Origin of the sequence: Conyzicola sp., assembly GCF_046714715.1 — a bacterium.
In the GTDB taxonomy this organism is placed as follows: domain Bacteria; phylum Actinomycetota; class Actinomycetes; order Actinomycetales; family Microbacteriaceae; genus Conyzicola.
Window position 1 is genome coordinate 75,329 of the sequence record NZ_JBKKAD010000168.1, and the last position, 22,675, is coordinate 98,003.

The 22,675-nt window shown below is 69.5% G+C and carries 25 protein-coding genes; 12 read left to right on the plus strand and 13 right to left on the minus strand.

The window, feature by feature from the left end:
• Window positions 1–99: 99 nt before the first annotated feature.
• Window positions 100–459 carry a YciI family protein gene (locus tag ACLQ6X_RS13190; protein WP_411700610.1) on the plus strand — a complete coding sequence of 120 codons (360 nt, stop codon included), beginning with the start codon at window positions 100–102 and terminating at the stop codon, window positions 457–459.
• A 10-nt stretch (window positions 460–469) separates the two neighbouring features.
• Complete coding sequence (locus tag ACLQ6X_RS13195; protein ID WP_411700611.1) at window positions 470–1,687, plus strand: RNA polymerase sigma factor; 1,218 nt, start codon at window positions 470–472, stop codon at window positions 1,685–1,687.
• 62 nt (window positions 1,688–1,749) lie between these two features.
• Here the strand turns inward: ACLQ6X_RS13195 and ACLQ6X_RS13200 are convergent, their stop codons facing one another.
• Together ACLQ6X_RS13200 and ACLQ6X_RS13205 are read right to left on the minus strand one after the other, a co-directional pair.
• A complete protein-coding gene (locus ACLQ6X_RS13200; RefSeq protein ID WP_411700612.1) occupies window positions 1,750–2,562 on the minus strand; it encodes a transposase in 813 nt (270 codons plus the stop codon).
• A complete protein-coding gene (locus tag ACLQ6X_RS13205; RefSeq protein WP_411700613.1) occupies window positions 2,559–3,497 on the minus strand; it encodes an NAD-dependent epimerase/dehydratase family protein in 939 nt (312 codons plus the stop codon). Before ACLQ6X_RS13205 ends, ACLQ6X_RS13200 begins: the two co-directional genes overlap by 4 nt.
• A 112-nt stretch (window positions 3,498–3,609) precedes the next feature.
• Here ACLQ6X_RS13205 and ACLQ6X_RS13210 point away from each other — a divergent pair, with 112 nt between their 5' ends.
• Window positions 3,610–4,110: a hypothetical protein gene (locus ACLQ6X_RS13210; protein ID WP_411700614.1), complete on the plus strand. Its 501-nt coding sequence runs from the start codon at window positions 3,610–3,612 to the stop codon at window positions 4,108–4,110.
• 25 nt (window positions 4,111–4,135) lie between these two features.
• A complete protein-coding gene (locus tag ACLQ6X_RS13215) occupies window positions 4,136–4,450 on the plus strand; it encodes a DUF2316 family protein (protein WP_411700615.1) in 315 nt (104 codons plus the stop codon).
• Window positions 4,451–4,510: 60 nt separating this feature from the next.
• Here the strand turns inward: ACLQ6X_RS13215 and ACLQ6X_RS13220 are convergent, their stop codons facing one another.
• Both ACLQ6X_RS13220 and ACLQ6X_RS13225 read right to left on the minus strand, forming a co-directional pair.
• Window positions 4,511–5,260, minus strand: coding sequence for an alpha/beta fold hydrolase (locus ACLQ6X_RS13220; protein ID WP_411700616.1), 750 nt, complete (start codon window positions 5,258–5,260; stop codon window positions 4,511–4,513).
• Window positions 5,261–5,305: 45 nt separating this feature from the next.
• The gene (locus ACLQ6X_RS13225) at window positions 5,306–5,518 is read right to left on the minus strand and encodes a DUF2945 domain-containing protein (protein ID WP_411700617.1); all 213 of its coding nucleotides are present in this window, start codon (window positions 5,516–5,518) and stop codon (window positions 5,306–5,308) included.
• Window positions 5,519–5,592: 74 nt separating this feature from the next.
• On the opposite strand from ACLQ6X_RS13225, the gene ACLQ6X_RS13230 reads away from it, so the two are divergent.
• Complete coding sequence (locus tag ACLQ6X_RS13230; protein ID WP_411700618.1) at window positions 5,593–6,405, plus strand: endonuclease/exonuclease/phosphatase family protein; 813 nt, start codon at window positions 5,593–5,595, stop codon at window positions 6,403–6,405.
• Here the strand turns inward: ACLQ6X_RS13230 and ACLQ6X_RS13235 are convergent.
• Entirely contained in the window at window positions 6,386–7,609 is a 1,224-nt protein-coding gene (locus ACLQ6X_RS13235; RefSeq protein ID WP_411700619.1) for an RNA polymerase sigma factor, read from the minus strand. The genes ACLQ6X_RS13230 and ACLQ6X_RS13235 overlap by 20 nt on opposite strands.
• The gene (locus ACLQ6X_RS13240; protein ID WP_411700620.1) at window positions 7,591–7,968 is read right to left on the minus strand and encodes a YciI family protein; all 378 of its coding nucleotides are present in this window, start codon (window positions 7,966–7,968) and stop codon (window positions 7,591–7,593) included. The genes ACLQ6X_RS13235 and ACLQ6X_RS13240 overlap by 19 nt, the downstream gene beginning before the upstream one ends.
• 145 nt (window positions 7,969–8,113) lie before the next feature.
• Here ACLQ6X_RS13240 and ACLQ6X_RS13245 point away from each other — a divergent pair, with 145 nt between their 5' ends.
• From ACLQ6X_RS13245 to ACLQ6X_RS13255, 3 genes are read left to right on the plus strand one after another with little or no spacing between them, the layout of a single operon-like run.
• The gene (locus ACLQ6X_RS13245; RefSeq protein WP_411700621.1) at window positions 8,114–8,842 is read left to right on the plus strand and encodes an alpha/beta fold hydrolase; all 729 of its coding nucleotides are present in this window, start codon (window positions 8,114–8,116) and stop codon (window positions 8,840–8,842) included.
• 2 nt (window positions 8,843–8,844) lie between these two features.
• The gene (locus ACLQ6X_RS13250; RefSeq protein WP_411700622.1) at window positions 8,845–9,426 is read left to right on the plus strand and encodes a dihydrofolate reductase family protein; all 582 of its coding nucleotides are present in this window, start codon (window positions 8,845–8,847) and stop codon (window positions 9,424–9,426) included.
• A 24-nt stretch (window positions 9,427–9,450) separates the two neighbouring features.
• Window positions 9,451–10,314 carry an HpcH/HpaI aldolase/citrate lyase family protein gene (locus ACLQ6X_RS13255; RefSeq protein ID WP_411700623.1) on the plus strand — a complete coding sequence of 288 codons (864 nt, stop codon included), beginning with the start codon at window positions 9,451–9,453 and terminating at the stop codon, window positions 10,312–10,314.
• Between the two features lie 370 nt (window positions 10,315–10,684).
• Here ACLQ6X_RS13255 and ACLQ6X_RS13260 read toward each other — a convergent pair whose 3' ends face one another.
• Both ACLQ6X_RS13260 and ACLQ6X_RS13265 read right to left on the minus strand, forming a co-directional pair.
• A complete protein-coding gene (locus ACLQ6X_RS13260) occupies window positions 10,685–11,308 on the minus strand; it encodes a hypothetical protein (RefSeq protein ID WP_411700624.1) in 624 nt (207 codons plus the stop codon).
• A 165-nt stretch (window positions 11,309–11,473) separates the two neighbouring features.
• Complete coding sequence (locus tag ACLQ6X_RS13265; protein WP_411700625.1) at window positions 11,474–12,565, minus strand: DNA alkylation repair protein; 1,092 nt, start codon at window positions 12,563–12,565, stop codon at window positions 11,474–11,476.
• A 94-nt stretch (window positions 12,566–12,659) separates the two neighbouring features.
• Here ACLQ6X_RS13265 and ACLQ6X_RS13270 point away from each other — a divergent pair, with 94 nt between their 5' ends.
• Window positions 12,660–12,968: a glutamyl-tRNA amidotransferase gene (locus ACLQ6X_RS13270; RefSeq protein WP_411700626.1), complete on the plus strand. Its 309-nt coding sequence runs from the start codon at window positions 12,660–12,662 to the stop codon at window positions 12,966–12,968.
• A gap of 102 nt (window positions 12,969–13,070) precedes the next feature.
• Here the strand turns inward: ACLQ6X_RS13270 and ACLQ6X_RS13275 are convergent, their stop codons facing one another.
• From ACLQ6X_RS13275 to ACLQ6X_RS13290, 4 genes are all read right to left on the minus strand, one after another.
• Complete coding sequence (locus ACLQ6X_RS13275) at window positions 13,071–14,555, minus strand: MDR family MFS transporter (protein ID WP_411700627.1); 1,485 nt, start codon at window positions 14,553–14,555, stop codon at window positions 13,071–13,073.
• Window positions 14,556–14,738: 183 nt separating this feature from the next.
• Window positions 14,739–16,160 (minus strand): serine hydrolase domain-containing protein, encoded by a 1,422-nt coding sequence (locus tag ACLQ6X_RS13280; protein WP_411700628.1) that lies wholly within the window; start codon window positions 16,158–16,160, stop codon window positions 14,739–14,741.
• Window positions 16,157–17,434: an acyltransferase family protein gene (locus ACLQ6X_RS13285; RefSeq protein ID WP_411700629.1), complete on the minus strand. Its 1,278-nt coding sequence runs from the start codon at window positions 17,432–17,434 to the stop codon at window positions 16,157–16,159. Before ACLQ6X_RS13285 ends, ACLQ6X_RS13280 begins: the two co-directional genes overlap by 4 nt.
• A gap of 204 nt (window positions 17,435–17,638) precedes the next feature.
• A complete protein-coding gene (locus ACLQ6X_RS13290; protein ID WP_411700630.1) occupies window positions 17,639–18,217 on the minus strand; it encodes a hypothetical protein in 579 nt (192 codons plus the stop codon).
• 22 nt (window positions 18,218–18,239) lie between these two features.
• On the opposite strand from ACLQ6X_RS13290, the gene ACLQ6X_RS13295 reads away from it, so the two are divergent.
• Complete coding sequence (locus ACLQ6X_RS13295) at window positions 18,240–18,617, plus strand: hypothetical protein (protein ID WP_411700631.1); 378 nt, start codon at window positions 18,240–18,242, stop codon at window positions 18,615–18,617.
• Between the two features lie 49 nt (window positions 18,618–18,666).
• On the opposite strand, the gene ACLQ6X_RS13300 is transcribed toward ACLQ6X_RS13295, so the two are convergent.
• Window positions 18,667–20,280, minus strand: a complete 1,614-nt coding sequence (locus ACLQ6X_RS13300) for a Na+/H+ antiporter (RefSeq protein ID WP_411700632.1) — start codon at window positions 20,278–20,280, stop codon at window positions 18,667–18,669.
• Between the two features lie 119 nt (window positions 20,281–20,399).
• On the opposite strand from ACLQ6X_RS13300, the gene ACLQ6X_RS13305 reads away from it, so the two are divergent.
• Both ACLQ6X_RS13305 and ACLQ6X_RS13310 read left to right on the plus strand, forming a co-directional pair.
• On the plus strand, window positions 20,400–21,833 hold the full coding sequence (locus ACLQ6X_RS13305; protein ID WP_411700633.1) for a sugar porter family MFS transporter: 1,434 nt from the start codon (window positions 20,400–20,402) through the stop codon (window positions 21,831–21,833).
• A gap of 12 nt (window positions 21,834–21,845) precedes the next feature.
• On the plus strand, window positions 21,846–22,670 hold the full coding sequence (locus tag ACLQ6X_RS13310) for a hypothetical protein (protein ID WP_411700634.1): 825 nt from the start codon (window positions 21,846–21,848) through the stop codon (window positions 22,668–22,670).
• The last annotated feature ends 5 nt before the right edge of the window (window positions 22,671–22,675 follow it).

A 22,675-nucleotide genomic window follows, 5' to 3' on the forward strand; every position in this document is an offset into this window, starting at 1 on the left:
CGACCGGCTGTTTCGGTACGGTGATGTCGAGAACACCGGCCCGGCTCCGACTCCTGTGTGAGACGCCCGCCCCGGGCATCCGAAAACGAGGAGTGAACGATGAAGTACATGATCGCAATGTTCGGAAGCGCCGAGGAGATGGGCGCCACGAAGACACCGGAGTGGATCGGCGAGATGATCCAGTTCATGATCGCCATCGACGGGCGCCTGCGCGACTCGGGCGAGATGGTTTACAACGAGGGACTCGCCGACCCCAGCCAGGCCAAGGTCGTGCGGCTCGAGAACGGACAGCCGGTCGCGACCGACGGTCCGTTCGCCGAGGCGAAGGAGTCGGTCATCGGCTTCTGGGTGGTCGACGTGGCGAGCGAGCAACGCGCGCTCGACATCTGCGCCGAGATCGTCGTGTGGTCTGAGGTGGTCGAGCTGCGTCCCGTCCCGTCGGGGCCGCCCGAGCAGTGACAGACAAGCAGTGACAGACGAGCGCGTCGTCGTCGGCCTGCTGCGCGAACTCGCGCCGCAGGTCGTCGGCGTGCTCGCCCGCCGCTACGGCGACTGGTCGGCCGCCGAAGACGCCACCCAGGAGGCGCTGCTCGCCGCCTCGACCGCATGGAGCACTGACGGGATTCCGGATCATCCGCGGTCCTGGCTCATCACGGTCGCCTCGCGCCGGGTCATCGACTCGCTGCGCAGCGACATCGCCCGCCGCGAGCGCGAATACAGTGTCGCCGCGCTCGAGGTTGCGACGGCCGTGCCCGGCGACGACGACTCTCTCACCCTGCTCTACCTGTGCTGCCACCCGGCGCTCTCGCAGCCGTCGCAGCTCGCGCTCACCCTGCGCGCCGTGGGCGGGCTGACGACGGCCGAGATCGCGCGCGCGTTTCTCGTGCCCGAATCGACCGTCGCGCAGCGCATCAGCCGGGCGAAGCAGCAGATCCGCGCGGCCGGGCTGCGCTTCGAGCCGCCTCCCGCACACGACCTTGACGCGCGGCTCGCCGTCGTGCTGCAGGTGCTCTACCTGATCTTCAACGAGGGCTACACGCCAGGTTCGCGGTCGGTCGCCGCGGGCGCGGACCTGACGGACGAGGCGATCCGCATAGCCCGGATGCTGCGGGCCAGCCTCCCGGCGGACGGCGAGGTAGCAGGGCTGCTCGCCCTGATGCTGCTCACCGACGCCCGCCGGGCAGCCCGCGAACTGCCCGACGGCATGCTCGTTCCGCTCGCCGAACAGGACCGCAGGCTCTGGAACGCCGCGCTCATCGCCGAGGGCACCGCGCTGCTGACCGCCACCCTCGGCTCAGTCGCGGTCGGGCCGTACCAGCTGCAGGCGGCGATCGCCGCGCTGCACGACGAGGCCGCGACCCCGGATGACACGGACTGGCCGCAGATCCTCGCGCTGTACACCGTGCTCGAGCGCATCGCGCCGGGACCGGTGGTCACGCTCAACCGCGCCGTCGCGGTCGCGATGGTCGACGGGCCGCTCGCCGGACTCGCCCTGCTCGGAACGATCGCGGGGGAGGCGGGGCTGGCGCACACGCACCGGTTCGACGTGGTGCGCGGGCACCTGCTCGAGCTCGCCGGGGATGCCGTCGGCGCGGTGGAGGCGTACGGCACCGCGATGCGCGGAACGGTCAGCGTGGCCGAACGCCGCTACCTGGCGCTGAAGGTCGCGCGGCTCGCTGCCGGTTGAGTAGCGCCCTCTAGGGCGCGTATCGAAACCCTCGCGAGGTTTCGATACGGTCGCTGAGCGACCTACTCAACCAGCAGCGTCGCCCGCTCGCGCTCGGCCTTCTCCAGCGCCCGCGCGGCTGTCGTGCGCTTGCGCTCGGCCGCCTCGAACGCCCGTGCCGCATCGGCGAGTTCGCCCTCCACGTCGGCGAGGTGCTCGCGCAGTTCCTCGCGCTCGAGCGTCAGCGACTCCTTCGCGCTGCCCGCCTGACGCGCCGTGCGCTCGGCGTCGGCGGCGGCCGCCCGTGCGGTGGCGACCGCAGCATCCGCGGCCTCGACCTTCTTCTTCGACGGCGCCTTCTTCACGGGGGTCTTCGCCTTCCCGCGCGCCCGGGCGTGTGGCAGCGGACCGGCCACCGCGTCGTCGAGGTCGACGGCTTCGAGGCCGTCGCCCGAGAGCGCCCGCACCAGCCGTCCGGATGTCACGGCCGCGGCAGCGGCAGCATCCGACATGCCGGCCTGCAGGGTCCGTTCGACATCGATGATGGCCGCCGCATTCACCGGATGCCCCGCGTCGGCGGCGAGGGAACCCGCCTGCTTCGCGAGTGCCGCGACCAGGGCCCGCCGCTGCGAGCCGAGCTTCGTGAGCGTCGCGCGATCGAAGCCGTCTTGCGCGTTCCGCAGTGAGTCACCGAGCGCGAACAGCTGAGCGACGTCGTCGGGCCGCTCCCGCGCGAGCAGGTTGACGGCCCACGCGGCCGCCGACGGTCTCGGCAGCGACTTGACCTCGGTGCCGAGGGTGCCGCCCTCGCTCTTCGCGCGCGCGTTGCGGGCGGCGGTGAACTCCGTCGGCAGCAGGGCGTAGAGCTCGGTCGCGACGGCGGCGAGTTCGGTCATACAGCCAATTGTGCACGCTGAGCCGTGGGCCGGGCCGCCGCGAGCGACGCTTCGATGCCCCGCGCGACCGGCGTCGCCGCCACCCCGAAGGTCGTCTCGAACGCACGCGAGTCGAAGACGTACGGGGCCGTGTACTGGTACGCCATTTCGAGCGTCTCCCGCGCCGCGGAGTTGAATAGCGAGCCGATGCGCATCATCGTGTTGCCCATCACGCCGGCCCGGCCGCCGGCGAGCTCGATGTACTGGCGGCCGGTGAGCGCGGGCGCCGTCGGAACGTGCCAGGTGCCGCCGCGCGCTTCGTGTGTTCTGCCGACGAGGGCGAGCGCGTCGCCGATGTCGGGGGTGTACGTGAGCGAGTGCGGCTGGTCGGCGTCGAAGAGCCAGGTGCCCGTCTTGCCCGCGGCGATTTTGTCGAGGGCGAACGAGTTGAACACGCTCGTCGTCGCGCCGGGACCGTAGAAGTCGGCGCTGCGCACGGTGGTCACGTCGAGTCCGCGATCGGATGCCGCGGCGAGCGTCTGCAGCGCGGATGCCCGCACGCGCCCCTTCTTACTGCACGGATCGATGGCGGTCTGCTCGGTCATTGCGCCGTCGACCAGGCCGTAGGCGTACACGTTGTCGAAGTAGACGAGGTGGGTGCCGTGCTCGACCGCGGCGTCGATCGCGTTGCGGATGACGATCGGCCACTGCTCGGCCCAGACGCGACTGGAATACGGCAGCCCCGCCGTCAGGTAGGCGACCTCGGCTCCTCGCAGCGCGAGACTCACGGCCGCCGGGTCGAGGAGGTCGCCGATCACCGAACGCACGCCCTGCGCGGTCGAAGCGCGACGTCCGACGGAGGCGGGTGCCTCGCCATGTTCGACCAGTGCGCGAACGGTCTCGCGCCCGATGATGCCGTTGCCGCCGAGAACGACGTGGGTGGAGGTGGCGGTCATGGTTGCGCTCGTTTCGTTTGGGGAGCTGGAATGAATAGAGAGTAGCACTATCTATTTGTAGAAAGCGAGCAAAATTGTTGTCACCTTTCCCGGTTGCTGGGATGCTGTGCGGATGGGGAACCCGACGTACCGCCGCGCTGCCGCGATTGCCGTGGCGGTGGCCGTGTCATCCGCTCTCTCCGGATGCACCGCCGCCCCGATATCCACCGACACCGTGCAGACCGCCGCCCCGACGCCGACGTCCGACGTGACCTATGGAATGACCATCACCCAGTCGCCGACCCCGCAGGAGATCTGCGCGGAGTTGATCGACGTCAACACGCTGCTGCACAACGAGGGCGTCGCGTTCGTCGAGGGACGTGTCGGGCAACAGGAACTGCGCGCGTCACACCAGTTGGTCGGCCGACTCGTGCAGCGTATCGACACGTCGATCGGCACCGACCTTTCCGATGCCGTGAAAGACATGAAAGTGGCCGTCGGCGAGGGTCGCCCGGGTGCGCCGACCACGTTCGACCCCGCCACCGAAAGCTGGTCGAGCGCGTTCGCCGAGGCGAAGGCGGAATGCGCCCAAGCCGGTGTCGAGGTCTATGCCGAAGGCTGGACCGGCGGCTGAGCTCGCTCGCGGCGAGAATAGACGCATGACGTTGAACAAACGCGAGCGCGCCGCCACGAGCGAAGAACAGCGGGCCAACCTCGAGCTGGCGGGCCTCAGCGAGGCCGACCTGCAGCGCACCCTGGGAATGGACGACGAGCGGGTGTCAGCCGCGCTCGACGTCACCGACTCCGATCCGATCGACGTCTGGCTCGTGCGCGACTACCTCGAGCGCACCGTGCTCGAGCGCGGGCGTAAACCGCGCCCGTACTCGGTGCTCACGCCGGCGGCGCGGGCGTCTGCCGAAAGATGGTTCGCGCTGTACGACCTCGACGAGGTGCTGAAGGACAGCGCGGGCTAGGTTTCGACAGGCTCAACCCGCAGGGTTTCGACAGGCTCAACCCGCGGGGTTTCGACAGGCTCAACCCGCGGGCGCCCGCAAAAACTCGAGCGCGGCGTCGCGGAACGCCCGCGAGGTGGGCGCGTTGAAGTGGTTGCGGCCGGGGATCTCGAAGAACTCGCCTTCCGCCGCCATGGCCAGTGCGCGCGACTTCGGCAGGATTCCGTCTTCGCTTCCGGTGGCGAACAGCGTCGGCTGGTCGGGCGCGTTATCGGCGCTCGGCTGCGGGCCGCCGCGCATGCCCTCGACGAGGGCGACGAGGGCGGTCAGGTCGTTGCCCTCGATGCCGCTCGCCATCTGCAGATACGCGCCGGTGAGCCGGTCCTCCACGACGTGGCCGCGTTCGATGTGCGCGCGGGCCGCATCGACCTGGAAGCGCGTGAGCGGGTCGCCGTCGGGGATGCCCCCGAGCACCGCCTTCGTGATGCGCTCGGGCAGCTCGCGCGCCGCCTCCCAGCCGACCCGTGCGCCGAGCGAGTAGCCGACATACGCCACCTCGTCGAGCATGAACGTGTCGAGCACGGCCAGCACGTCGTCGACGAGCGCGGCCATCGTGTACGCGTCGGGGGAGTGCGGCTTGTCGCTCGCGCCGTGACCGCGCTGGTCGATCGCGATCACGTGGAAGTCCGCACGCAGCAGGTCGCGGATCCACCCGGTGGAATGCCAGTTCAGCAGCGCGCTCGACGCGAAACCGTGCACTGCGAAGACGGTGGGCGCATCCGGGTCGCCGAATTCGTAGGTGGCGATGTTGGTGACGTCCGGGGAAAGCACGGAGCGGGCTGGCGGGATCTCAGGCGTTAGCACCCGTCAATTCAATCAGTCCTTCAGTTTGCGCAGCGCCGATCCCTTGTGGGCCGCTTGAGCGCCGCTCTTCTCCGATTCGACGACGAAGGCCGGGTCGTCGGATGTCGCGGTGAAATGCTGCCCGGCGAACTCGAAGTCATGCGTCTTCTTCTCGACCACGTGCCCGCGGGTGCGGCCCTGCGGGGTGTTCCAACTGACGCGGTCGCCTTTGCTGAGATTGCTCATCCCCTCAACCTACGTTCCCCTCCGCGGCTCGCAACCCCCTCGATTCGCGGCGGGGGCGTTCGTAGCATGAGCCAATGGACGGCGAGCAGACGGTCATCAGGGCCGCGACCTGGAACGTGTGGTGGATCTTCGGCGACGAATGGCACCTGCGCGAGCGCGGCATCGTGGCGACGCTCGAAGACTGGAACCCCGACATCGTCGGGCTGCAGGAGGCGTGGGCCTTGGGCGACCGCACCCAGCCCGACGCGCTCGGCGAAGAACTCGGCATGTATTCGGCGTTCGTCGAGCCCGGCATCCCCGTGCCGCCCGACCCGGTGCAGAACCCCGACCAGTACGGCGTGCGCATGGGGCTCGGGCTGCTGAGCCGCTGGCCGATCACGATGGTGGAGGCGCACCCGATGCCGTCGCAGGGGCGCGACCTCGTGGCCCTGATCGCGACGGTCGCGCACCCGCTCGGCCCGTTGCACGTCGTGGTGGGTGCCACCAGCTGGGAGCCGGACCGTCTCGACGAGCACTCCGCCCAACTCGCCGAGCTCGGCGAGATCGTGAGCGGGCCGCTGTCGAACGGCGAGCTGCCGTCGTTGCTGCTGGCCGACCTCAACGCCGATTTCGCGATGCCGGCGATGGCCCGCCTGCGCGAGACCCTCATCGACACGTGGGGCGATGCGAACGACTTCACCGCCGACCCCCGCACCTTCTCCGACACCAACACGTTCGCGACCCACGAAGCGAAACGACAGTTCAACCGCCGCATCGACCACGTGATGGCGCGGCCGGGTCGCGCCGCCCGCCCGGTCACCGTCGTGGGTTCGTGGATCGTGCGCGACGAGCCCGACGGGCTTCCGCCGAGCGACCACTACCTCGTGGTCACCGATCTGCGGGTCTGACCTCGGCCGCCCGCCGCTCGAGGTAGAGCCGCGACGGACCGTCGGTAGTGAGCGAGATCGCCTTCGAATAGGCGGATGCCGCGGCATCCGTCACACCGAGCGTGGCGTGCAGGTGCGCCCGTGTGGCCCACGCCGGCTGAAACCTCTCCGCGCCGTCGATGTCGTCCAGCGCGGTCAGCCCCGCGCGCGCTCCTCCGACGTCGGCGAGCACGGCGGCCCGCGCCACCCGCGCGCCGAGCGTGGGGGAGACGCGCACGAGCGCGTCGTGCAGGGCGAGCAGCGCCACAGCGTCGGGTTCGCCCGGCGCGCAGTGCGCCGACTGGATGGCGGCCTCCAGTTGGAAGCGCGAGATGCGGCCGAGGGCGTGGGCGCGGTGCAGCAGGCGCTCGCCCTCGCGCACGAGCTCGGGCCGCCAGAGCGCCCGGTTCTGGGTGGCGAGCGGCACGAGGCATCCGTCGTCTGCCACCCGGGCATCGACGCGGGCGAGGGAGAACGCGATCAGGGCCGCGAGGGCGAACGCCTCGGGCTCGTCGTCGAGCAGCTTCGCGAGCGTCGTGGCGAGGTAGAGGGCCTCGGCCGCGAGCGAATCGCGCACGGTCGGGCCCGACACGAGCTGCCAGTCGATCGCGTAGGCGCCGTAGACGGCCTCGAGCACGGAGGGCAGGCGCGCGGGCATGTCCTGCAGAACGGGAACGACGAACGGCACCCGCGCGCTGCGGATGCGCCGCTTGGCCCGCACGAGCCGCTGCGCCATAGTGGTCGCCGGCACCGCGAACGCCCGGGCGATGTACGCCGCGTCGAAGCCGAGCACCGTGTGCAGCATGAGCGGGGTGCGGATCGCCGCGTCGATCGCCGGATGCGCGCACACGAACATCAGCTCGAGGCGCTTGTCGGGGATCGCCTCGACATCGACGAGATCGAGAACGCCCGGCTCGACGTCGAGCGGTGCCGACGTGCGGTAGGCCGATGACTTGACCACGTCGCGGTGCCGGTTGCGGGCCACCGTGACGAGCCAGGCCTCGGGGTTCGAGGGGATCCCCACTTGCGGCCAGGTGGTGAGTGCGCGCTCGAACGCACCGGCCAGCGCGTCTTCGGCCCGCGGGATGTCGCCCGTCTCGGCGGCGAGGATCGCGAGCAGCCGCCCGTAGGAGGCGCGGGCCACCTGCTCGGCCCGCGCCCCGGCGGTCAGGCGGGCGTCTGCCACGCGCCGTCGCGGTAGGCGATCGCCGACGGGCGGATCTCGACCACGCCGTACTGGGCGCCCGGGTTCTTCTCGGCCCAGGCGATCGCCGCGTCCACATCGGGCACCTCGATCACGAAAGTGCCCGCCAACTGCTCTTTCGTCGCGGCGAACGGGCCATCCTGAATCTGCGGCGCACCGTCGCGCACGGCGACCGTGGTCGACGCCGACGAACCCTGCAGGATGTCGATGGCCACGAGCACGCCCGCGGAATCGAGCGATTTGGCATAGACGTCGAAGGCCGTCTGGAACTCGGCCATCTGTTCGGCGCTGACGTCGGCGTCGCCGGGTTCCGGCGCGTGGAGGAGAAGCGAATACTGCATTGGGTGTCCCTTCGGTGAACTGATACTGACACCTGTATGACGCGCCAGACAGGGGTCGATCGACACATTTCTAGATGTTGTTTTCGCCATCCGCCCGGGTCTACTTTGTGAGCCATCATCCACATCCCACGACCCGGAGGTACCCGTGAATTCTGAGCTGAAGCCCACCATCGTTCTCGTCCACGGCGCATTCGCCGACGCGTCGGGCTGGACGGCCGTGATCAAGAACCTGCAGCGCGACGGATACACCGCGCTCGCGCCGGCGAATCCGTTGCGCTCGCTCGCGGGCGACGCCGAATACCTGCGCGCGGTGCTCGCGACGATCGAGGGTCCGGTGGTGCTGGTCGGGCACTCCTACGGCGGCGCGGTGATCACCAACGCCGCGACCGACATCCAGAACGTGGTGTCGCTCGTCTACATCTGCGGTTTCGCACTCGACGAGGGCGAACCCGTGCTGCAGGCGCTGGGTCTCGGCGGCGGCCACTCTGCTCTCGGTGAGCACACCCTCGTGCGTCCCTACCCGGGCGCCGCCGAGGGTGATGCCGACGGCTACATCGATCCGGCCTACTTCAAGGAGCTGTTCTGCGACGACCTGAGCGACGAGGACGCGGCCGCGATGGCGGCGGCGCAACGCCCCGCGGCGCTCAACACGCTGGGCACTCCCTCGGGGGTGCCGGCCTGGAAGACCATCCCCAGCTGGTTCCTCATCGGGTCGGACGACCGCACCATCCCGCCGGAGGCGCACCGGGCGATGGCCGAGCGGGCGGGCGGCATCGCCGTGGAGATCGAGAGCTCCCACGTCGCTATGATCAGCCACCCCGACGCTGTCTCCAAACTCATCGTCGATGCGGCGAAGAACGCGGTACCGGCCTGACCATGGGCGACCTGATCGTGCACCAGTTCGTGAGCGCCGACGGTTTCGCGGGAGACGAGAGCGGCGAATTCGCGCTCTTCGACGGTTCCGGCCCCTCCGAGGAGCTCGACCGAGACACCCTCTCGCGGCTCGAAACCGTCGACGCGATCGTGCTCGGCGCCACGACCTACCGCATGTTCGCCGCCTTCTGGCCGACCTCCGACTCCGACCAGGAGCTGCTGGCACGGCCCATCAACGAGCTGCCGAAGTTCGTGGTGTCGACGACGCTCGAGGAGGCGCCCTGGGGCGAGTACCCGCCGGCGACGCTGGTTTCGGATGACGCGGCCGAAGCCGTGCGCCGCCTCAAGCGCGACCTCCCGGGCGACCTCATGGTGTGGGGGAGTCTCACGCTCACCGACACCCTCTTCGCCGCGGGCCTCGTCGACACCGTGCGCCTCGCCGTGCTGCCGAGACTGCTCGGCCACGGTCGCTCGGCGTTCCCGTCCGGTTCCAGCGACCTCGACCTGCACCTGGTGCGCGTCGAAACCTACGACTCGGAGATCGCCGTCATCGAATACCAGAATGAACGAAAGGAGTCTTCCTAGCCGACGCACGATACCCTGACGGTGATGACAACGACGCCTCACGCCCCAGATTCTGTTTCCCGCCGCGACTCCATCCCCGCCGAAATCGCCCGCTCGTGGCTGCTCGTTTCGGCGACCCGAACTGAGACCTTCGACTCGGCGTTCGCCTCCCGCGCCGACCAGATCGTGCTCGACATCGAGGACGCCGTCGACCCCAAGCTCAAGCCGAAGGCGCGCGAAGACGTGGTCGAGTGGCTCTCCGGCGGCGGCGACGGCTGGGTGCGCATCAACGACCGCACCACCGACTTCTGGAGCGGCGACGTCGACGCCCTCTCCGGCGTCTCGGGGCTGCGCGGCGTGATGCTCGCCAAGACGGAGTCGCCGGCCGACGTCACCGAGACCTTCGACCGGCTCGGCGGCCACACGCCCGTGCTCGCGCTCATCGAATCGGCGCTCGGCATTGAAGAGGCCGTGTCGATCGCCCGTGCCCGCGGAACGTTCCGACTCGCGTTCGGCAGCGGCGACTACCGCCGCGACACCGGCACGAGCGCCGACAACCTCGCCATGGCGTATCCGCGTTCGCGCCTGGTCGTGGCCAGCCGCATCGGCGACCTGCCCGGCCCGATCGACGGACCGACAGTGGGCAGCAGCCACCCGATCCTGCGCGAGCAGTCGCAGATGACGGTGGCCCTCGGGCTCACCGGCAAGCTGTGCCTCGACCCCGAGCAGACCCCGGTGATCAACGAGGTCATCAGCCCGACGCAGAGCGATGTGAGCTGGGCGCGCGATTTCCTCGACGACTTCGAGGCTCGCGGACGTGTCATCCGAGACGGAAGCGACCTTCCCCGCCTCGGCCGCGCGCAGAAGATCGACAAGCTGGCGCGCGCGTTCGGCGTGCTGCCCTCCTAGCGCCTTCGCCGGTTGAGTAGGTCGCTCCGCGACCGTATCGAAACCCGCCCAGCTGGTTCTCGTAACTCAGGCAGGATGCGCGGGGTGAGCCGCCCTGGCCCCGCCGTCGTGTGGCTCGAGCCGCGGCATCCGCGATTCTGCCTGAGTTGCGAAGAGGAGTGTTCGTGATTCCGGATGATCCGGGGTTGCTGTCGTGCTCGGGGGCGTGATCGCGCGGCTGTACAGCGCGCGGAAGAGCAGTCCTCCTGAATGACGAACGCCGGACAGCCGGTTCTCGCAACTCAGGCAGAACGTGCGCGGGGTGCCGTCGTGGCCCCGCCGTCGTGCGGCTCGAGCCGCGGCATCCGCGATTCTGCCTGAGTTGCGAGAATCAGCGGCGCCGGATCTCCGACTCGACGATCGTCGTCACTACCTCGACGATGTGCGGCGACGCGGGGGCCGACCCGAAGCCGAACCGCACGGGCGGGTGCAGGCGTGCCAGAGCGCCGAGGTCGTCGCCGTCCCACGTGGCGGTGACAGCGGTGATGGCCCGCGCGGACGTGACGCCGTAGTACTCGCGCCGCCCCTGACCCGCCGACCCTGCCGTGCGAGCGCCGGGCACGAGCACGCGCGCCACCGGGTCGATGAGCCGCAGCCAGCCGGGACGCGTGGCGATGCCGCGCGGCACGATCCGCAACAGCCGGCCGAGGGGCGAGATCGTGCCCACCGTGAACCGCGCGTTCAGCGGCCCGGCCGCGACGGTGATCTCGCGGCCGGTGCGCGTGTAGGCGACGGGCACGATGCGCACCTCGTCGAACACGTAGGTGGCGCCGACGAACTCGGCGACGGCCTCGCTCGGCGCGAGCAGGATGCGGTGACCGTCGGGCCGCTCGACCATCACGTCGGCGAAGCTGCCCAGCGGGGATCGCGGCCACATGCCGACGACGAGGCGAACGCCCGAGCCGGTGCCGAAACCGGCGATGCGGCCGTGGAAGCGCAGGACGGTTCGGGGCATGCGTCCAGCGTATGCCCGCGGCACCTGCCGAGGGTCTGAGCGCGCGCCAAACCATCTGGCCGCACCGCTTAACAGGATCACATCTCCCCGATCGCCGTTCAGCAGGACGATTTCAGCCTTCGTGAGGCTGGTGTCCTGTTGAACGGGCGCGCGCGGGAGAGGCGTCTAGAGCACGACCTCGAAGTCGGTGCGCGTGTGGCGTTCTCCGTTGATCTGCAGTTCGAGCGTGTGCGTGCCGGCGTAGTGCACACGCGTCGTCATCTGGCGCAGCGCGTGCCGCTTCGCGATCGTGACGCTCTCGCCGGGCGCGAGCGTCACCGCCGTGAGCTTGAACACCTTCTCGGCCGGCCGCCCGTTGCTCTTCATAAAGTGCACGACGTAGTCGACGGCCATGCGCTCGGTCGTCGGGCCGTCGTTGGTCAGGATGAACCGGAAGCCGAGGTTTCCCGGAAGCGTGACCACGGTCGCGTCGAGCACCGGATCGCTGACACTCACCGCGACGGGCGCGAAGCCGAGCAAGCCGAGGGCCCCGGGATGTGCCTTCTTCACCAGCGTGCGCAGGCCGTGCCGCACGACCCAGGCGGTGTTCTCGTCGGGCGCGTCCAGCCAGCGCGCCGCGACCTCGACGACCAGGTCGGGGTTCTGCCGGGCGAGATCGTTGAGGTGGTTGGCGACCGAGCGGCGCACGTAGTCGCTCTCGTCGCGGTACAGCGCGTCGAGAATCGGCACCGTGGCCTCGGGGCGGCCGTGCAACGCCCGCACGCGAACGGCCCACGGCAGGTACACGCGCGTACCCTCGCTCGCGAGGCGCCGCACGTGCGGGTCGGGGTGGGTGGTCCACGACAGCACGATGGCGAGGGCGGCGTCGATGTCGTGGTCGAGCAGGCGGCGGATCGGGAACTCCGAGGTGAGCCGCGGCGTCAGCTCGGCGAGCAGCCCCAGGGCGTCGGCGAAGTGCTGCGGCTGCTTGAGACCGAGGGTGGTGACGGTCTCGCCGACGGGCCAGATCGTCCATCCGGCGAACGCTGGATCGGCCAGGGCCCGCCGGTAGACGGTGGCCACCTCGGAGTAATCCGCCGGGAGGTCGGTGAGCAGTGCGGCGCTCACTCGGTCGGTGCGCTGGCGCAGCGACGCGTCGCCGAATCCCGCGGCGACATCGGCGAGAGCCGGGAACTCGAGGCCTGGCGCCGCGGAGGCGAGGCGCGCGCGGAGGCCGGCCACGGCATCCGCGTCGATCAGTTCGTTCATGGCGCCCATTCGCCTCACGCTACGCGACACCTCGGACACACGCTGCGCCTAGGCTGGAACCCGTACCCAGGAGGACACCATTTCCGAGATTTCGAATTCCGTCGTGGAGATCCACGTTCCGCTCACCCCGTTGATCGGGCTGCCGGAGGGCGAAGACCCGTTCCCGTGGATCGACGAGGTCATGGACTACATCACCGAGCTCGACGAGCGCGGCGAGGCCGCTCTCTACGACGACGGCGGCGAGTTCGGCGACGTGTACGTGTTTCTCATCAACGCGGCATCCGAAGAGCGCCTGCTCGCGGTTGCCGCGCGCATCGCCGACCTGCCGGGCGTGCCCGCGGGCGTCTACGCGATGGTCACCGACGACGAGGCCGAAGAGTTCGGGCTGGGGCGTCGCGTCGACCTGTCATAGAAAAACGCCGGTCGAGTAGGTCGCCCCGCGACCGTATCGAGACCCTCGGAGGGTTTCGATACGGGCCGCAGGCGGCCCTACTCAACCGGCGTATCTGTCTGCCTAGTGCCCGATCGGAGCCTGCGCGCCGTTCGACGCCGGTTTGCGCACGAAGAATGCCAGCGGAATGGCGATCAGCGAGATGATCGAGCCGTAGACGAAGGCCGAGTGGATGCCGGCGGCGGTCGCCGCGACCTCGCTCGAGCCGTCGGCCATCATGTTCGCCGCACGCGACGACAGCACCGTGATGAAGAGCGCGATGCCCGAAGCGCCGGCAAGCTGCTGCACCGTGCTGAGGATGGCGCTTCCGTGCGAGTACATCTTCGGTGCCAGACCGGCCAGCCCCGACGTGAAGAGCGGGGTGAACAGCAGGGCGAGCCCGATGCTCAGACCGACGTGCGCGACGAGCACCCACCAGATCTCGGTGTTCTGGCCGAGCATGGTCATGCCCCAGAGCGCGAGGCTCACGATGACCGAACCGGCGATCACGAGTGCCGTCGGGCCCTGGCGGTCGTACAGTCGGCCGACGAACGGCGCGAGCAGACCCATGATGAGGCCGCCGGGCAGCAGCAGCAGGCCGGTGGTCAGGGTGTCGAGGCCGAGCACGTCCTGCGTGTAGAGCGGCAGCAGGATGAGCGTTCCGAACAGCGAGATCATGCTGATCATCACGAGGCCGATCGAGATCGAGAACGACCGCGTCTTGAACGTGCGCAGGTCGAGCAGCGCGATGTCTCTCTTCTGCAGGCCCAGCTGGCGCACGATGAACAGGGCGAGGGCGACCAGGCCGATCGCGAGCGGGGCCCACGCCTCGACGGCGGTGATGCCGCCGACGGCGGTGCCCAGGTTGCTGAGTCCGAAGACGATTCCGCCGAAGCCGAAGGCCGCGAGGATCACGGAGAGCACATCGAGCGGGGTCTTGCGCGTCTCGGAGACGTTCGGAATGCGCATGGCGCCCAGCAGCAGGGCGACGACCGCGATGGGCAGCACGATGATGAACATCCAACGCCAGTCGAGCACGCTCAGGATGAGGCCGGAGATCGTCGGGCCGACGGCAGGCGCCACCGAGATCACGATCGAGATGTTGCCCATTATGCGTCCGCGGTTGTGCTCGGGAACGAGTGTCAGCACGGTCGTGAAGAGCAGCGGGATCATGATCGCGGTACCGACGGCCTGCACGACGCGAGCGACGAGCAGCACCTCGAAGCCGGGGGCGATCGCGGCGATCAGGGTGCCGACGCTGAAGATGGTCATCGCGGTGATGAAGATGCCGCGCGTGGTGAAGCGCTGCAGCAGGAATCCGGTGATCGGGATGACGACGGCCATCGTGAGCAGGAACGCGGTGGTCAGCCACTGCGCCGCACTCGCGGTGATGTCGAGGTCTTCCATGAGGTGCGGCAGGGCCACGCTCATGATCGTCTCGTTGAGGATCACGACGAAGGTCGACACCAGAAGGATGGTGATGGCGAGGGTATTGCGAGCGCCGATGCGCTTCTCTTCGATCGCTGCGGCCGACTCGGCTGCCGCGGGAGCGGTGATTGTTTCTGACAAAGGGGTGTCCTGTCCTGCAAGAGGGCTGATGTGGAGGGCGGGCGACGGTACCCGGATGTCGCGGCGAGATTTCACGCGAAATCGTGCGTCTGAGGGTGCAGCGATTCTGAGGGAGGCTTTATTCCTGATTCGACATGCGAATACAGTGGCAGAAAGTTCACACTGTCCACAAGTGCGGTTTCGCTATACCCGCCGCCCCACGGTGTGCAGCAGGCGCGTGGGCCCGAACGACACGTTCTGTTCCACGGTGAGGGTGACCTCGTCGTCGCGGAAGTCGAGAACCAGGGTCACCGAGAACGGCGTGGTCGTGAGGAAAACGGTGACGAGGTAGGAGTCGTCGTCGGCCCACGCGCCGGCCGCGGCCGCGGGTGCCGGCGCATCCGCGAGCAGCGTCGACTCGCCGGGCGCCCACCGTTCGCTGCCGCACACGATCTCGTCGGTGCCGCGCTCGGCGACGACGGTGAGCCGTGCCTCGTCGCCGTCGAAGGTGAGCGCCACCGACTCGAGACCGAGAGAATTCTTAGGCAGCGCGTACTGCACGCCGGAGACCCGCTGCGCGGTGAGGGAGCGCGTCGAGCCGTCGGGCAGGGCGAGCGACAGTGTGCCGAGCCTGTCGGCGAGCGTCGCGACCCCGGTCGCATCCGGAGCCTTCTCGACGCCGCCGAGAACCGGCAGGAGGTGGTCCCACACAGTGTTCAGGGCGCGCGGGTCGTCGAGGCCGCTGGTGATCACGAGCAGCGCATCCTGCTCGGGCATCGCGATGGACCACTGGCCGAACGCGCCGTCGGCCCGGTAGGTGTTGTGACGGCTGCGCCAGAACTGGAAGCCGTATCCCTGCGTGTTGTCGTCTGCGGCGCCGGGGTCGCCGTTCTCCACCTGGAGTGTCGTCGCGGCCCGCACCCACTCGGCGGGCACGACCTGCCGCCCCTCGAATACGCCGTCGCGCAGGTAGGTCTCGCCGAACGCGGCGATGTGCTCGGTGGTGATGCTGAGACCCCAACCGCCCACATCGATGCCGCGCGGGCACTGCTCCCACGTGGCGCCCGCGATGCCGAGCGGCTCGAACAGGCGCGGGGTCAGGTAGTCGAGCACCCGCTCGCCCGTGGCCCGCTGCAGAATGTCCGACAACAGGTAGGTGGCGCCCGTGTTGTAGACGAACGTCGTGCCGGGGGCGTGCTCGACGGGCAGGGCGAGGATCGCCCGCGACCAGTTCTGTTCGGGCCCGGAAGTCGCGTCAACCGTGTCGACGGAGTGACCCGAGGTCATCGTCAGCAGGTGGCGCACGCGCATGGCGGCGAGGTTGTCGCCGACGACCTCGGGAAGGTCGTCGGGCAGCAGGTCGACCACGCGGTCGTCGATAGACAGCAGGCCCTCGTCGACCGCGAAGCCGACCGCGGTGGAGACGAAGCTCTTACTGATCGAGAAGAGCGAGTGGGGCAGGTCGGCGCGGTAGGGCGCCCACCACCCCTCGGCGATCACGTGCCCGTGCCGCACGAGCATCATGCTGTGCACCTCGTGCAGGTTGCGCTCCAGGGCATCGACGAACCGGACGATGGCCGCGGACGACACGCCCTGCGCCTCGGGCGTGCTGCGGGGTAGGGTCACGCGTCCACCGACTCCCGCACCCTGGCCGGCCAGCGGCCGAGCAGCAGAACGGCGGCGCCGAGGCAGGCGGAGCCGAGGATCGCGAGCGGCAAGTCGAGGAACCACTGCATCACGCAGAACGCCGGGATGAACGTGAGCGCGGCGGCGATGCCCACGATGTAGCCGGGCGGGGTGTCGCCGACCTCGCGCGGGGCCTCCCAGCGGGCGACAAGGAACGACAGGCCGAACAGCGCGACGGCCACGATCACGAAGAACACCGGGCGGGTGAGCCACCACGCCTCGCTGCCGGGCGGCGGGCTGGCCCCGGGGATGAGCAGCGCGACGCCGCTGAGCGCGATGATGAGGGGAAGGTGCCACAGGTAGATCGTCATGAGCCGGGTGCCGATCACGAACACGACGGCTCTCGCGACGTGCGTGTTCATGAGGGCGGCGAGCGCCGGTCGGATCAGCCGCAGCACGCAGGCCTGCGCGAGCGCGAGCGCCACGAGCGGCAGGGTCGGCGGGTTGAGGTTGGTGAGCATGTCGTCGCTGTAGGGGCCGATCATCGTGAACGGGAACAGCGTGGCGTAGGCGCCCACCGCGATGAGTGCGAGCTGCCAGCCGGAGCGGGCCGCGAACCAGCCGTCGGCGTACCAGAATCCGATCTGCTGAACCAGCAGCCAGACGAAGAACAGGTTGACGAGACCGATCTCGGTGATGCCCGTCGCGAAGCGCAGGGTGTCGACGAGGATTGCTCCCAGCAATAGCACTGCGAGCGTCGCCCGCGGGGCCCTCGCGTGCCATCCGGCCATCAACGGAACGAACGCCTGGCACAGCGCATAGGCGGCGAGGAACCAGAGCGGCAGTCCGGCGCCGACGATCACGACGTCGAGCAGCTGCGGGTCGACGCCCGCCAGCCGCGCGCCGCCGATCACCACGACATAGAAGAGGAAGAGCGGCAGTGCGGGCTGGGCGAGGCGCAGCACCCGGTTGCGCACGTACTGGGCCGCTCCACCGCCGCGACGGTTCAGGCTGCGCCACGCGGTGAGGCTCGCGAAGCCGCCGACCACGAAGAACAGGGGCATGATCTGGCCGGCCCAGGTGGCATAGGCGAACCAGGGCTGCTCTTCGAGTGGACGGCTGACGACGAGCGCGCCCGCTTCGTCGAACCCGACGCCGATCATCAACAGGTGGATGATCACGACGAGTACGACGCAGAACACCCGAGCGATGTCGAGCGTGAGGTCGCGCTTCGAGAGATCGATCGAGGATGCGGCCGAGCTGGCGCCGCTCACGCGTCAGTGCCCGTTCGAGTCGATCGGGCGGGCTGGTCTGCGGCGGCCATCATGCTCACACTCTAGGGGTGCCGCGCGGTGGCGTGCGTTGCGGCCGAGCGGGCGGGCGCGCCGAGTTGCGCCATGTGGGGCGCTTCGGCCGCGGAACTGCCCCAAACGGCGCAAACCACGGCGCCCTGTGGATGATTCGCTTGGGGACCCGCTTCAGAAAGTGAGAATAGCCGGATGCCGCAGCGCTCCGACCTTCCCGAACCCCTCGGCCGGGAGCCTTTCGCCGTGCGCGACGCCATCGCCCGCGGCGTGACGCGCGACCGGCTGCGGTCGAGCGACCTGCAGCGGGTATTCCACGGAACGCGATCGGTAGGCCTCGACCTGACCTTGCTCGTCGACCGCTGCCGCGCGTACCTGCCACGGATGGCCGAGGGCAACGCGTTCAGCCACCTGACCGCCGCCGAGTTGTACGCCTTTCCGCTGCCGCTCGGCGCGCTCGAGCCCGTGAACCTGCACGTGACGACGCCCGCTCCCGCAAGGGCGCCGGCCGGCCATGGGGTCACCGGTCATCGCGCACGCCTGCTGCCCGCCGAGGTCGTCGACTTCGTGGGTCTGCCGCTGGTTTCGCCGGCGGTCGCCTGGTGCCAGCTCGCCGAGAAGCTCAGTGTCGACGACGCGGTGGCCGTCGCAGACTGGATCGTGACGGGCAACCCGTACCTGAACCTGCTGCCGCTCGCGACCCTCGACGACCTGACGTCCGCCGCCGAACTGCGGCGGGGCGGGGCACCGCACGCGGGCGTCTGCGCTTCCGCTTGTGCGCGAGGGGCCGCTGTCTCGGCCGGAGTCGTTGCTGCGGCTCCTGCTGGTGCGCGCCGGGTTACCCGAACCGCTGCTCAACGTGCGATGCGTCACGACCGACGGTGTCGACCTCGGCATGCCCGATCTGGCCTGGCCCGAGTACCGCACCGTCGGGCAGTACGAGGGCGAGCACCATCGCAGCGTGCAACAGCAGCGCAGTGACATCCGGCGCGACGAGAAGTACTTCGATCACGACTGGAAGGTGGTGAAAGTGAGTGCGGACGACCTTTCCCGCCAGCCGGTCGAACTCGCGGACCGGTTCGCGCGCCGACTGGCCTCGCAGGGATGGCAGGGCGCCATCGATTTGCGCCATGTGGGGCACTTCGACCGCTGAGCTGCCCCAAACGGCGCAAACCGTGGCAGCCGGGCTAGAACGTGCGCGGCTACTCGGGCTTCCGCCGCTGCATCGCGAGCGCCGTCTCCTCGGAGTCGATGCTGCGCAGCACGTCGCGCACGGCCCGTTCCTGGTAGCGGCCCTCGGCGCGCGCCCGCAGCACCGCCTCGCGCTCGGCCTCGATCATCGAGCGGCGCAGCCGGCCGTAGGCGGCGAACGACGGCTCGGACTCGTCGGGCACCGCGCGCGCCATCGCCTGCGAGAGGAATTCCGCGTTGACCCGCAGCCGCGCGACCGCGGCGGGGTCGTCGTCGGGCGTCGTCTCGGCCTCGAGCCGGGCGAGGCCCGCGCTCTGCGCTTCCGCGAGCAGATTGTGTTTTTCGACGCGTTCCTGGGTCGCATCCGGTGGCGGCAGCTTCAATGAACGGATGATCCGGGGCAGCAGTAACCCCTCGACGAGTGTGCCGACCACGACCGCGAACGCGAGAAACTGCAGCAGCTCGCGCTCCGGGGTCTCCTCGGGCAGCAGGAACACGGCGGCCAGCGTCACTACGCCGCGGATGCCGGCGGATGACACGGCGGTCGCGGTCGGCCAGCTCCACGCCCGGCTGCGTGTGTACCGGGGGCCGACCATGTAGAACAGCGTGGTCGCGAACACGAACGCGAAGCGGGAGACGACGAGTATGGCCAGCACGAGTACCGACAGCAGGGCGATGTGCCAGAAGCCGTAGTCCGAGCCGGCGACACCGGCGAGGATGCCGGCCAGGCTGAGGCCGATGAACAGGAACACGGCGTTCTCGAGCAGGAAGCGGATCGTTCGCCAGTTGATCGACTCGGCGATGCGGGCCTCGGCGCTCTGCACGAGCGGTGCGCGCTGGCCGAGGAACAGCCCGGCGACGACCACGGCGAGCACTCCCGAACCGCCGAGCAGCTGGGCCGGGATGAACGCGATGTACGGGATCGCCAGCGACAGGCTGGTGTCGAGCACGGGCGCGCGCAGGCGTTTGCGGATCGCGGAGATCACGAAGCCGACGGCCAGCCCCACGCCTATGCCGCCGACGAGTGCCATGCCGAACTCGCCGACGACGTCCCACGGGTTGAGCACGGTCACGATCGCCGCGATGGACGCGTTCAGGGCGACCAGTGCGGTCGCGTCGTTGAGCAGGCTCTCGCTCTCGAGCACCGTGACGACGCGGCGGGGGAGCCGCAGCCGGCCGGCGATCGCGGTGACGGCGACCGCGTCGGTGGGGGCGACGACCGCCCCGAACGCGAAGGCTGCGGCGAGCCCGACGGTGGGCAGCAGCCACCAGAGCGAGAAGCCGACAGCCGCGACGGTGAAGGCCACGAGCCCGACCGAGAGCACGAAGATGCTGTCGCGCCTGGCGAGGATGTCTTTCAGCGGCGTGCGGATGGCCGCGGCGAACAGCAGCGGGGGCAGGATGCCGTACAACACGAGGTCGGGTTCGACCGTCAACTGGGGAACGCCGGGAATGAACGAGACGAGCCCTCCCACGGCGACGAGCGCCACGGGAGCCGACCAGCCGACCCGGCCGGAGAGGCCGGTCACGGCAACTGTCACGAGCACAAACGAGACGATCCAGATGATCGTGGTGACGATGTCGATTTCGATGGCGCTGTCCCTTCGGCGATCCGCTGCGCTCATCATGCCACCCGGCGGTCGCGGATGTGACGCGCCATCGGCGTCGCTTCGCAAGGCCTCGGTGAGCGAAGGGCCCCGTCGTATCGTTGACCTTTCTTGTTCGACGTTGAGCGGAGGATCCTGTGACCGAGACGACCCCGAAGACCAATCTCAAGGTGATAGCGCTGGCCGTCGCGGGAGCCGTAGGCGGCTTCCTCTTCGGCTTCGACTCGTCTGTGGTCAACGGCGCCGTCGACGCGGTGCAGGGTCAGTTCGACCTGTCGTCGTCGCTCACCGGCTTCGCCGTGGCGAGCGCCCTGCTGGGTTGCGCGGTGGGAGCCTACGGTGCAGGCCGTATCGCCGACCGCTGGGGACGCATCCCGGCGATGCTCGTGGGGGCCGTGCTGTTCTTCGCGAGCGCGCTGGGCACCGGGTTCGCGTTCGGCGTGTGGGACCTCGTGTTCTGGCGTCTCATCGGCGGTCTCGGCATCGGCATCGCCTCGGTCATCGCGCCGGCCTACATCGCCGAGATCTCGCCCCGGCACATGCGTGGCCGGTTGGCGTCTCTGCAGCAGCTCGCCATCACGATCGGTATTTTCGCCGCCCTGCTCTCCGACGCGCTGTTCGCCAACGGCGCCGGGGGAGCGGCCGAGCCGTTCTGGTTCGGTCTCGAGGCCTGGCGGTGGATGTTCCTCGCCGGCGCGCTGCCCGCGGTGGTCTACGGCCTGATCGCTCTGAAGCTGCCCGAGTCACCGCGCTTCCTCGTGCTCAAGGGCCGCGACGACGACGTGCGCGGCATCTTCGCCCGTCTCTGGCCCGGCGACGACGTGGAACGCGCGATCCGCGACATGCGCGACGCGATCGAGGCCGACCAGCAGGGCTCCAAGAAGGGGGCGCTCAGCGGCGACAGGTTCGGCCTGAAGCCGATCGTCTGGGTCGGCATCATCCTCTCGATCTTCCAACAGTTCGTCGGCATCAACGTGATCTTCTACTACTCGACGACCCTCTGGAAGTCGGTGGGGTTCGAAGAGAGCGACTCGTTCACGATCTCGGTGATCACGTCGGTGACGAACATCGCCGTCACGTTCGTGGCGATCGCGCTCGTCGACCGTGTGGGTCGCCGCCCCATCCTGCTGTTCGGATCGGCGGGAATGGCGCTGTCCCTCGCGACTATGTCCGTCGCGTTCAGTCAGGCCGTGCAGGTCGACGGCGAGCCGAGCCTGCCCGGCGCATGGGGCCCGATCGCGCTCGTCGCCGCCAACGTGTTCGTCGTCAGTTTCGGCGCCTCGTGGGGTCCCGTCGTCTGGGTGCTGCTCGGCGAGATCTTCCCCACCCGCATCCGCGCCAGGGCGCTGGGGGTCGCGGCCGCCGCCCAGTGGATCGCCAACTTCGCCATCACCGTGTCGTTCCCGCCGCTCGCCGCCTTCTCGCTCGTCTTCACCTACGGCATGTACGCGGCGTTCGCCCTGCTCTCCTTCTTCTTCGTGCTGCGGGTGATCCCCGAAACCAACGGCATGTCGCTCGAGGAGGCCAACACCCTGCTTCCGCCGAAGGGAAGTGCGAAGAAACGCGCCTAGTAGTGTCGGGCTATGCGAGTACGCGCGGTGTCGGCCCTGCTCGTGTTCGCCGCGCTCGCGGGGCTGGCCGGCTGCGCCACTGTCACCCCCACGGTCACCTCGGAGGGCGCCGCGGAAGACCGGGCGCGCCGCACCGTGCTCGACCTCGTGCAGAGCCTCACCACCACGCGCCCGAACATCGATGACTTCGCGCGGGCGATCAACGAACAGTTCTCCGAACGGCTCGCGATCACCATCGTCGCCGTCGAGGAGTACCCGGACGCCGTGCACGGTGACCCGTTCGGCCGGCTCACATTTCTCGTGCCCGACCAGCCGATCGAGGGCGGGTTCGGCGGTACCGCCGAGGTTCACGGGCCGTTCTGTTTCGCGGTCGAGTTCTCCTACTTCGGCTACGAGGGCGACCGGCAGTTAGGCGACGGCGTAGACGCGGTCGACTGTCCGCCCAACCCGGTGCCGGCCGTCATCCCCGAAGACACCACGGTGCGCGCCGTGCTCGCACCCAACGCGGCGGACGCGGCACGCCAGGTGCTCGCCGCGCTCGGCACCGGCCCCGTGTCATCCGAAGCACTTGATGCGCAGCAGATCTCCGCCGCGATCGCCGCGCTGCTCGTCGATCCCGAGGGCGACTACACGACCGCGGCGCAACCCGACGTCGTGGTGCGCGACTCGGCCGTCGGGGTCGCGATGGGCGATGGGGACGACTGCGTGCTGGTGTCCTGGGTGGCTGGCACGGTCGCCGACGTCTATGCGCCCGCCGTGCTGCTGCAGTCCGGCGAACTCGGCTGCCAGGCCGGCACCGCCATCGCCGACCCGGATTCTCTGCGCTCACCGCACTAGTGGGT